Origin of the sequence: Wolbachia endosymbiont of Mansonella perstans (genome assembly GCF_020278605.1) — a bacterium.
In the GTDB taxonomy this organism is placed as follows: domain Bacteria; phylum Pseudomonadota; class Alphaproteobacteria; order Rickettsiales; family Anaplasmataceae; genus Wolbachia.
This window is the reverse complement of the sequence record NZ_JACZHU010000046.1, coordinates 5,615-8,274: the sequence shown is the minus strand read 5'-3', so window position 1 is coordinate 8,274 and position 2,660 is coordinate 5,615. Positions and strand designations below refer to the sequence as shown.

Below are 2,660 nucleotides of genomic sequence, written 5' to 3'. Positions count from 1 at the left end.
ATACAAGCTGAAGCGCGCTTATAAGTCGCTTAAGACATCAACCAATGCCGGATTTTAAAATAGAGAGCGGAATAATTAGCTACCTCGGAGTTCTATTGTCTTTTTTCTCTGCCTGGTAAATTTCTTAAATACCATAGCTTAGACTAGTTGCGTTTAAAAGCGCTAAATCGCAGCATTTAAGGCATAAAAACGCCAATACTGAAAATAAATACTGACTAAGGTTTCTTTTACCTTTTTTTCTGCTCAGTAAATTCCCTAACGTTTACAGTTTGGGTTATTTGCATTTAAAAGTAGCTGAATCGTAGCGTTGAGAGTAAAAACGCCTATATTCTAGGTACATATAAATAATTAGTCACCAACGGTTTTTTTTACCTTACTTTCTCATTTGGCAAATTTCTTAAGCATAAAGGTTATACCAATTTTCGTTATCAAGCAAGATACATAATAAATTTACTGAACCTCTAATCGCAGGAAAACTTTTTAATTTACCATTGAGATTTATTATAAGGTTCTATTGATTTCTCTAAAAATTTTGTTCACAGAACTTAATAACTCAGTTAATCCTTGTGGAAAGCCGAAGGTGCATTTGCTTCAAGTTTCGAGTGCTTTAATACCCTAAAATAAAAGTTAATTAATAAAGTATAGTATATTACATAAATTATGATGCAAGTTTTTATACTTACAGATAAGTAAATTTGTCATGAAGTTTAATAGTGTCTGTTACTGCTTTTAGGTGTGAGGCTAGAGGGTTATTAGCAGTAACAGACGCTATTAAACTTATTATAGAATTTACTTAAAGTAAATACTTAACTAAAAATATTACAATATTTTTACTTAAAATAGATTCATGTAAATGCTTTTTCCCTTAAATTAGTAATATATTATTATATCTATAAAATCCTAAAAAATTATTAATCATTGCTAATCTCTGTTTGCATAGTAAGTTTATATATACTATTATACGATATGTCACTTAGTTTTACAGCAAACAAATATGGTGAAGTTATTTGTATTATTGATAATGTTTTATTCAAGTACATCAGTTGCTTCTGCTCCTACCTCCTGGCAGTTTGGATTTCCTTCTCCTGCAACTGAGATAATGGAAGCTGTAGTTAAGTCACATTCGTTTGTGACGAGTATAATGATTGCAGTAATGCTTCTCGTGTGGGCACTGCTTGCTTATGTAGTATTTCGTTTTCGTAAGAGCAAAGTGAAGAATATAAGTAAAACAAATCATAATATCCTTTTAGAAATCGTTTGGTTTGTTATACCAACGATTATTGTTGGAGTATTGGCCTTTAAAAATGCTGAATTAATTAAGCTACAGGAAAAGGTACCAAAGGCTGACATAACACTGAAAGTTATTGGTCGTCAATGGTATTGGAGCTACCAGTATCCAGAATATCAAAGTGTGTCATTTGACAGCTATATTAAGGAAAAAGATGACTTTAGCGAAGGAGATTTGAAGTTATTCTCTGTTGACAATAACGTTGTTTTGCCTATCAATACTAACGTCCGTTTACAAGTGACAGCAGGAGATGTGATACATAGCTGGGGAATACCAGCTTTCGGTGTAAAAATTGATGCAATACCAGGAAGACTAAATGAAGCATGGTTTAATGTCAAAAAGCCTGGTATTTATTATGGGCAATGTTATGAATTGTGTGGTCAAGGTCATGGATTTATGCCAATTGTTGTTGAAGCAGTAAGTAAAGAAGATTTTAGTAAGTGGATCAAAAATAAAAAATTAGTGAGTTAAATTGGGAGTATAGATATGAGTGGTGTACCAAAAGGTGTAAAGCGTTGGCTATTTTCTACTAATCATAAAGACATAGGGACGCTGTACATTATTTTCTCCATATTAGCTGGAATTATTGGTGGGTTGTTATCAGTAGTTATTCGTACTCAACTAATGCACATTAATATATTTAACAATAATTATCAATTATATAACGTAGTGGTTACAGGGCATGCGATAATAATGGTGTTTTTTATGATAATGCCAGCACTAATGGGAGGGTTTGGTAATTGGTTTGTGCCTCTTATGATTGGTGCACCAGATATGGCATTTCCCCGCATGAATAATTTAAGTTTTTGGTTGTTAGTATCATCTTTTATTTTGCTTGTCCTTTCAGTATTTGCTGGTGAAGGTCCTGGAACAGGTTGGACTTTATACCCACCTCTGTCACAAGTTATGTCCCATCCAAGTGCAGGAGTTGACCTTGCCATACTTGCACTCCATATTGCTGGTATGTCTTCGATTGTTGGAGCGATCAATTTTATAGTTACTATATTTAACATGCGTGCAAAGGGCATGTCATTAACTAAGATGCCACTATTTGTTTGGTCTGTTTTGTTAACGTCATTCATGTTAATTGTCGCTTTACCGATACTTGCTGGTGCTATAACTATGCTGCTTACTGATCGCAATATTGGTACTTCCTTTTTTGACCCTGCCGGAGGTGGTGACCCTGTATTGTTTCAACATCTATTTTGGTTTTTTGGTCATCCGGAAGTTTACATAATTATTTTTCCTGCGTTTGGTATCATAAGCCAAGTCGTATCAACTTTTTCTCATAGGCCGATATTTGGTTATATGGGAATGATTTATGCAATGATAAGCATAGCAGTATTTGGCTTTATGGTCTGGGCTCATCATA

The 2,660-nt window shown here is 33.7% G+C and carries 2 protein-coding genes; both read left to right on the top strand.

Annotated elements, in window-relative coordinates; genetic code table 11:
* Nucleotides 1-994 precede the first annotated feature (994 nt).
* A complete protein-coding gene (gene coxB / locus IHO13_RS03350) occupies nt 995-1,759 on the top strand; it encodes a cytochrome c oxidase subunit II (RefSeq protein WP_225538275.1) in 765 nt (254 codons plus the stop codon).
* A 15-nt stretch (nt 1,760-1,774) separates the two neighbouring features.
* Nucleotides 1,775-2,660: cbb3-type cytochrome c oxidase subunit I (locus IHO13_RS03345; RefSeq protein ID WP_255586086.1), on the top strand; the 886-nt coding region annotated here is incomplete at its 3' end.

Coding starts and splice junctions, on each gene's coding strand:
- coxB (WP_225538275.1), top strand. CDS start 995: ATGGTGAAGTTATTTGTATTATTGATAATGTTTTATTCAAGTACATCA.